Annotated in this window: 6 protein-coding genes; 2 read left to right on the top strand and 4 right to left on the bottom strand. The window is 42.6% G+C overall.

Features of this window, described 5'->3' with window-relative positions:
- Positions 1–133: 133 nt before the first annotated feature.
- On the top strand, positions 134–856 hold the full coding sequence (locus ADH54_RS02710; protein WP_001234892.1) for a pseudouridine synthase: 723 nt from the start codon (positions 134–136) through the stop codon (positions 854–856).
- Positions 857–967: 111 nt separating this feature from the next.
- Positions 968–2,302, top strand: coding sequence for an aminopeptidase C (gene pepC / locus ADH54_RS02700; RefSeq protein ID WP_049523953.1), 1,335 nt, complete (start codon positions 968–970; stop codon positions 2,300–2,302).
- Between the two features lie 55 nt (positions 2,303–2,357).
- Here pepC and ADH54_RS02695 read toward each other — a convergent pair whose 3' ends face one another.
- The 4 genes from ADH54_RS02695 to adhP all read right to left on the bottom strand — a co-directional run bounded on the left by ADH54_RS02695 (position 2,358) and on the right by adhP (position 6,371).
- On the bottom strand, positions 2,358–3,269 hold the full coding sequence (locus tag ADH54_RS02695) for a PTS system mannose/fructose/sorbose family transporter subunit IID (protein WP_033676082.1): 912 nt from the start codon (positions 3,267–3,269) through the stop codon (positions 2,358–2,360).
- Positions 3,270–3,292: 23 nt separating this feature from the next.
- Positions 3,293–4,096 carry a PTS mannose/fructose/sorbose transporter subunit IIC gene (locus ADH54_RS02690; protein WP_000022716.1) on the bottom strand — a complete coding sequence of 268 codons (804 nt, stop codon included), beginning with the start codon at positions 4,094–4,096 and terminating at the stop codon, positions 3,293–3,295.
- A gap of 25 nt (positions 4,097–4,121) precedes the next feature.
- Positions 4,122–5,111 (bottom strand): PTS sugar transporter subunit IIB, encoded by a 990-nt coding sequence (locus tag ADH54_RS02685; RefSeq protein WP_049523952.1) that lies wholly within the window; start codon positions 5,109–5,111, stop codon positions 4,122–4,124.
- Between the two features lie 240 nt (positions 5,112–5,351).
- Positions 5,352–6,371, bottom strand: coding sequence for an alcohol dehydrogenase AdhP (gene adhP / locus ADH54_RS02680; RefSeq protein ID WP_000649185.1), 1,020 nt, complete (start codon positions 6,369–6,371; stop codon positions 5,352–5,354).
- Positions 6,372–6,669 lie beyond the last annotated feature (298 nt).

The following is a 6,669-nucleotide window of genomic DNA, read 5'->3' as shown; positions in this document are numbered from 1 at the left end:
AACTGACGAAGTCAGTAACCATACCTACGGCAAGGCGACGTTGACGCGGTTTGAAGAGATTTTTGAAGAGTATGAAACGAAAAGGAGGTTGGTCATTGTACCAGCCTCCTTTTGAGTATGATATAATAGTTCTATGAGATTGGATAAATTTTTAGTTGCCTGTGCTGTAGGGAGTCGGACTGAGGTCAAAAACTTGCTCAAGGCTGGGCGCGTGACGGTAAATGGTAAAAAAGAAAAATCAGCTAAATTGCAGATTGATGAAAAAATAGATGAGATTCGCTTTGATGGGCAAGTGCTGGAGTATGAAGAGTTTGTCTACTACATGATGAACAAGCCCAAAGGAGTTATCTCAGCGACTGAGGATCCCAAGCATAGAACCGTTCTGGACTTGCTGGATGATATTGCTCGGAGCAAGGAAGTTTTCCCAGTAGGACGCTTGGATATTGACACGCATGGTCTTTTGCTCTTGACCAATGACGGCAAGCTTGCCCATGATCTTCTTTCACCCAAGCGTCATGTGGATAAGACCTATCTGGCTCAGGTCAAGGGAATTATGACCCAAGAAGATGTGGAGACATTTGCCAAGGGAATTCCGCTCAAAGACTTTACCTGTAAGCCCGCTAGACTGGAGCTTGTGTCCATAGATGCAGAAAAAAATCAAAGCCAAATTCGTGTGACCATTGCAGAAGGGAAGTTTCATCAGGTCAAGCGTATGGTGGGCTATTGTGGTAAGGAAGTAGTAGACCTACAGCGTTTGACTATGGGAACTTTAGTTTTAGATGAGAACTTGCAGCGAGGAGAATGGCGTCGCTTGACCAAGGAGGAATTAGAAGTTCTCCTTGCAAGTATTGCTTAATTTAGTTTATATTCGAAAAAGGTGAGGGACAATGTCCTTGCCTTTTATGTTTTTCAGTTGCTTCCTTTGTAAAAAGCGTTATAATAGACTGTAGAATAAAAGGAGGAATCTATGAACGCGATTCAAGAATCATTTACTGATAAACTATTTGCCAACTATGAAGCAAATGTAAAATACCAAGCGATTGAAAATGCTGCCAGCCACAACGGAATTTTTGCAGCCCTAGAACGTCGCCAAAGCCATGTAGACAATGCACCTGTTTTCTCATTGGACTTGACCAAGGACAAGGTAACCAACCAGAAGGCTTCTGGTCGTTGCTGGATGTTTGCGGCCCTCAATACCTTCCGCCACAAACTCATCTCGCAATACAAATTGGAAAATTTTGAGTTGTCACAGGCCCACACATTCTTCTGGGACAAGTATGAGAAATCAAACTGGTTCTTGGAGCAAGTGATTGCGACTGCAGACCAAGACTTGACGAGTCGTAAGGTTAAATTCCTACTCCAAACTCCACAACAAGACGGCGGTCAGTGGGATATGGTCGTTTCTCTCTTTGAGAAATACGGTGTTGTTCCTAAGTCAGTTTATCCTGAGTCTGTTTCATCTAGCAGCAGTCGTGAGCTAAATGCCATTCTTAACAAATTGCTTCGCCAAGATGCTCAAATCTTACGTGACTTGCTCGCTTCTGGTGCGGACCAAGCGACTGTTCAAGCTAAGAAAGAAGACCTCTTGCAAGAAATCTTTAATTTCCTTGCTATGTCATTGGGTCTTCCGCCACGTAAATTTGACTTTGCTTATCGTGATAAAGATAACAACTACCAAAGTGAAAAAGGTATCACACCACAGGAATTTTACAAGAAATATGTCAATCTTCCGCTAGAAGACTATGTTTCTGTTATCAACGCCCCAACTGCTGACAAGCCTTACGGCCAATCTTACACAGTTGAGATGTTGGGAAATGTGGTTGGTAGCCGTGCGGTTCGTTACATCAACGTTCCAATGGAGCGCTTGAAAGAATTGGCAATTGCTCAAATGCAAGCAGGTGAAACTGTTTGGTTTGGTTCTGATGTCGGTCAGCTCAGCAACCGTAAAGCTGGAATCCTTGCGACAGATGTTTATGACTTTGAATCAAGCATGGATATTCAACTCACTCAAGACAAGGCTGGACGTTTGGACTACAGCGAAAGCTTAATGACCCACGCTATGGTCTTGACAGGTGTTGACTTGGATGAAAATGGCAAATCAACCAAGTGGAAGGTTGAAAACTCTTGGGGAGATAAGGTCGGTACAGATGGTTACTTTGTTGCCTCAGACGCTTGGATGGACGAATACACATACCAAATCGTTGTCCGTAAAGAATTGCTGACAGCAGCAGAACAAGCTGCCTATGAAGCAGAACCAATTGTACTCGCACCATGGGATCCAATGGGTGCCTTGGCCGAATAAAAGTATAGAAAAAAGGAATCAGATTTTAGAACCTGATTCCTTTTAAGTTGCTTGATTACATGATGTGAAGAACATGTGCCACAATACCCACTGCGAAGAGTGCAAGGATAATAGTGATTGGAGATACTTTTTTCTTAAGCAAGTACATGCAAAGGAAAGTAAGGAGTAGTCCTGATAGTCCAGGAATCAACATATCCAAGTTTTGTTGGAAAGTAGTAACTTTTTCAGGTGTTTGAGACAATCCTTGTCCTACTTGTGCGAATGCTTCTTGGATACCTTTAGATCCTTCTGGCAATTTATCCCAGTGGATATAAGCCTTTTCATCTAGTTGAACTTTGGCAACATCGAAAGCAAATTTAATATTTACCCAACGTTGAACAAGGACAGCAAGAATGAACATACCAAGGATAGAAGCACCTTTAGTGATGTCTTGAAGGATACCGCCAGACATGTCTTTAGTGATTTCTGATCCAGCCTTGTATCCAATCTCTTGTGTATACCACAAGAATGACATACGAATCAAGTTCCAAAGAACGAAGAAGAGGATTGGACCTAAGATATTACCAGTAAGGGCAAGTGAAGCACCGAGTGATCCAAGGATTGGGCGTACTGTAAACCAGAATACTGGGTCACCGATACCAGCAAGAGGTCCCATCATACCGATTTTAACCCCTTGGATAGCGGCATCATCAATTTCAACACCGTTGGCACGTTCTTCTTCAAGTGCAAGAGTAACCCCCATGATTGGAGCGGCTACGTATGGGTGAGTGTTGAAGAACTCAAGATGGCGTTCAAGAGCAGCGATTTGATCTTCTTTTTTAGTGTAGAGTTTTTTAAGAGCTGGAATTAATGAGTAGGCCCAACCCAAGTTTTGCATACGTTCATAGTTCCAAGAGCCTTGTAAGAAAGTTGAACGCCACCAAACTTTTTTACGATCTGATTTAGTTAATTGAAGTTTTTCAGTCATGATGTTTTCAGTCCTTTCTTATCTTAGTAGTCTTCTAGGATATCGCCGATTGGGTCGTTAGAAGTTGCGGCTCCTCCGCCACCGTTTCCACCAGTTTTAGAAAGGTGAAGGTAGATAAGAGCGATAGCAACACCGATAGCACCAAATCCGATTAGAGTAATATCTGACACGGCAGCAAGCACGAAACCGATAGCGAAGAATGGCCATACTTCACGAGTTGCCATCATGTTGATAACCATAGCGTAACCAACGGCAACGACCATACCACCACCGATAGCCATACCATCTTTGAGCCAATCAGGCATAGCATTTAGAATGCTTTGTACTGTTTCAGTTGGTACCATTAGAAGGAGTGCTGCAGGGACTGCAATACGAAGACCTTGAAGAAGAAGTGCGACAAAGTGAGCACGTTCAACTGCTTTGAAGTCACCTTTTTTAGCAGAAGCATCAGCAGTGTGAACCAATCCGACAGAGAGTGTACGGACAATCATAGTCAAGAATAGACCAGCAACTGCAAGAGGGATAGCAACCGCTTGGGCAACACCGATACCTGTCTTAGTAAAGTCGCCACCAAGAACCATGATAATGGCAGCAGCAACAGAAGCAAGAGCAGCGTCAGGAGCTACGGCAGCTCCGATGTTAGCCCAACCAAGGGCGATCATTTGAAGAGAACCACCAAGGATAATCCCTGCTTCAAGGTTACCAGTAACAAGACCGATAAGGGTACAAGCTACGATTGGTTGATGGAATTGGAACTGGTCGAGGATACCTTCAAGACCTGCTAGGAAGGCTACAACGACTACTAAAACCATAGAAATAATAGACATCTTTAAAATCCTTTCATAAAATCGATTATTGCACGTTTGCTTTGTTGATCAAGTCAAACAAATCTTTTTTCGTGTCGTTTGGTACTTTACGTACGTCAAATTCAACACCGAGGTCACGCATTTTTTCAAATGTAGCAACGTCTTCTTTATCCATAGACAAAACGTTGTTAACCATTGTTTTACCAGTTGAGTGAGCCATTGATCCAACATTAAGAGTTTTGATTGGCACGCCACCTTCGATAGCACGAAGAGCATCTTGAGGTGTTTCAAACAAGATAAGGGCATGTGTTTCTCCGAAGCGAGGATCTTTTGCAACGTCGATTAGTTTTTGGATAGGAACAACGTTTGCTTTCACTTTACCTGGAGCTGCTTGTTTAATCAATTCTTTACGTAATTCGTCTTTAGCTACGTTATCTGAAGCAACGATGATACGGTCTGCTTTTGAATCTGGAGTCCAAGCAGTTGCAACCTGACCGTGAAGTAAACGAGTGTCTAGACGGGCAAGGTTGATTTTGAGTTTACCGTCTCCGATGACAGTTCCTTCTGGAATAGCAGCTTGGGCAACTGGAGCAGCTGCAGTGCTTGCTACTTCCTCAACTGGGTTTAGCTCTTCTGGAAGAGCTTTGATGCCATCTTTGGCTTCTTTAATAATATTCGCAGCGACTTTTTCTACACCTGCAGCAGCGTCCATGAGGCGCTCTGTGTAGGCTTGAATTAACATCGGTAAGTTCAGTCCTGTGATGATGGCAAACTTACGCTCAGGATTTTCTCCCATCACGCGGCTAGCTTGGTTAAATGGAGATCCACTCCAAAGGTCAGCCAAAACTAGAACCTCATCTTCTGCGTCAAATGCAGCAACAGCGTTATTAAACTTAGCGTATAAATCATCAGGACCTTCATTTGGCATAAAGGTTACAACTTGAACCTTTTCTTGTTCACCAAAGATCATAGATCCTGACTGATGAATACCCGCAGCAAATTCGCCGTGGCTCGCAATAATGATTCCGATACTCATTATTGTCATTCCTCCTTTTTTGTTTTAGTTTTCGTTTTCGTTTAAGAAAACTTTAAGACTGTTTAAGTATAAACCGTTTTCATCTAAAAATCAACTATTTATCATAAAATAATTAAAAATATTACATCTGAAAATATTGATATATTGAGTTTTAGAGAAGTTTTTTTGAATCCTTATTAAAAAATTTAATATAAAAAAGTTGGAAGCGCATTCCAACTTTTAAAATAGGTTTCTAATAGATTAGTGGGTGAAGTCGAGTACCATACGTCCTTGGATTTGACCTTTTTCCATTTCGTCGAAAATGGCTACGGCATCTTCTATTGGACGTTTTTGAACAACTGGAACTACTAAACCTTCTGCACCGAATTGGAAGGCTTCTTCCAAGTCTTTACGAGTTCCTACAAGAGAACCGATGACTTGGATTCCATCTAGAACGGTTTTTACGATACTTAGTTCCATCATTTCAGAAGGAAGGCCGACAGCGACAACGCGACCACCAGCACGAACTGAGTCAACAGCCTGGTTGAAGGCAACTTTAGACACAGCAGTTACGACAGCTGAATGAGCTCCGCCATCAGTTTTTTCCTTGATGAGTCCAGGTACATCTTCAACTTCGAGGCCGTTAATAACAATGTCAGCTCCTACTTCTTTTGCAAGGGCAAGTTTGTCGTTATTGATATCAACTGCGATGACATGAGCATTGAATACTTTTTTAGCATATTGAACAGCTAGGTTACCAAGACCACCAGCGCCGTAAAGAACAACCCATTGACCTGGTTCAACTTTGGCCTCTTTAATAGCTTTATAGGTTGTTACACCAGCACATGTGATAGAAGAGGCTTGGGCTGGATCAAGTCCGTCAGGAACTTTAACAGCATAGTCTGCAGTTACGATACATTGTTCAGCCATACCACCGTCTACTGAGTAGCCAGCATTTTTTACTGTACGGCAAAGAGTTTCACGGCCAGTTGTACAGTATTCGCAAGTGCCACATCCTTCAAAGAACCAAGCAACGCTGACGCGGTCACCGACTTTAAGGCTTTTCACATCTGGGGCAATTTCTTTAACGATACCAACACCTTCGTGGCCAAGAACGCGTCCTGGTACTTGACCAAAGTCACCATGGGCAACGTGGAGGTCAGTGTGGCAAACACCACAGTATTCAATTTCTACAAGTGCTTCCCCAGTTTCAAGTGGACGGAGTACTTTTTCTTCAACAGCAACACCAGTGCTTTCTGGATTTACAACAACAGCTTTCATAGCTATCCTCCTTGATATTAACTGAGAGCAGGAGAAACAGGACTGGATTGATTTTATGTCAACAGAGTCGAGTGTGACGAGCTCTCTTGTATTTATATGTGAAGTATATCACAAAAGAAAGCCTTTTCCAAGGTTTTGGAGGCAAAAAGTAGAACAATCGATTAACTGGTTGATGAGACTGTGAAAAGAACACAAAGACCAGCTCGCAAGCTGGTCATACTCTTCGAAAATCAAATTCAAACCACGTCAGCTTCGCCTTGCCGTACTCAAGTACTGCCTACGGCTAGCTTCCTAGTTT

The sequence above is a fragment of the Streptococcus pseudopneumoniae genome (assembly GCF_001072315.1).
Classification (GTDB): domain Bacteria; phylum Bacillota; class Bacilli; order Lactobacillales; family Streptococcaceae; genus Streptococcus; species Streptococcus pseudopneumoniae_R.
The sequence above is the reverse complement of the archived record's forward strand: the minus strand, read 5'-3'. Positions and strand labels throughout refer to the sequence as shown.

Bases quoted from the DNA above. Each gene is read 5' to 3' on its own strand.
- ADH54_RS02710 (WP_001234892.1), top strand. From the start codon at position 134: ATGAGATTGGATAAATTTTTAGTTGCCTGTGCTGTAGGGAGTCGGACT.
- pepC (WP_049523953.1), top strand. From the start codon at position 968: ATGAACGCGATTCAAGAATCATTTACTGATAAACTATTTGCCAACTAT.
- ADH54_RS02695 (WP_033676082.1), bottom strand. From the start codon at position 3,269: ATGACTGAAAAACTTCAATTAACTAAATCAGATCGTAAAAAAGTTTGG.
- ADH54_RS02690 (WP_000022716.1), bottom strand. From the start codon at position 4,096: ATGTCTATTATTTCTATGGTTTTAGTAGTCGTTGTAGCCTTCCTAGCA.
- ADH54_RS02685 (WP_049523952.1), bottom strand. From the start codon at position 5,111: ATGAGTATCGGAATCATTATTGCGAGCCACGGCGAATTTGCTGCGGGT.
- adhP (WP_000649185.1), bottom strand. From the start codon at position 6,371: ATGAAAGCTGTTGTTGTAAATCCAGAAAGCACTGGTGTTGCTGTTGAA.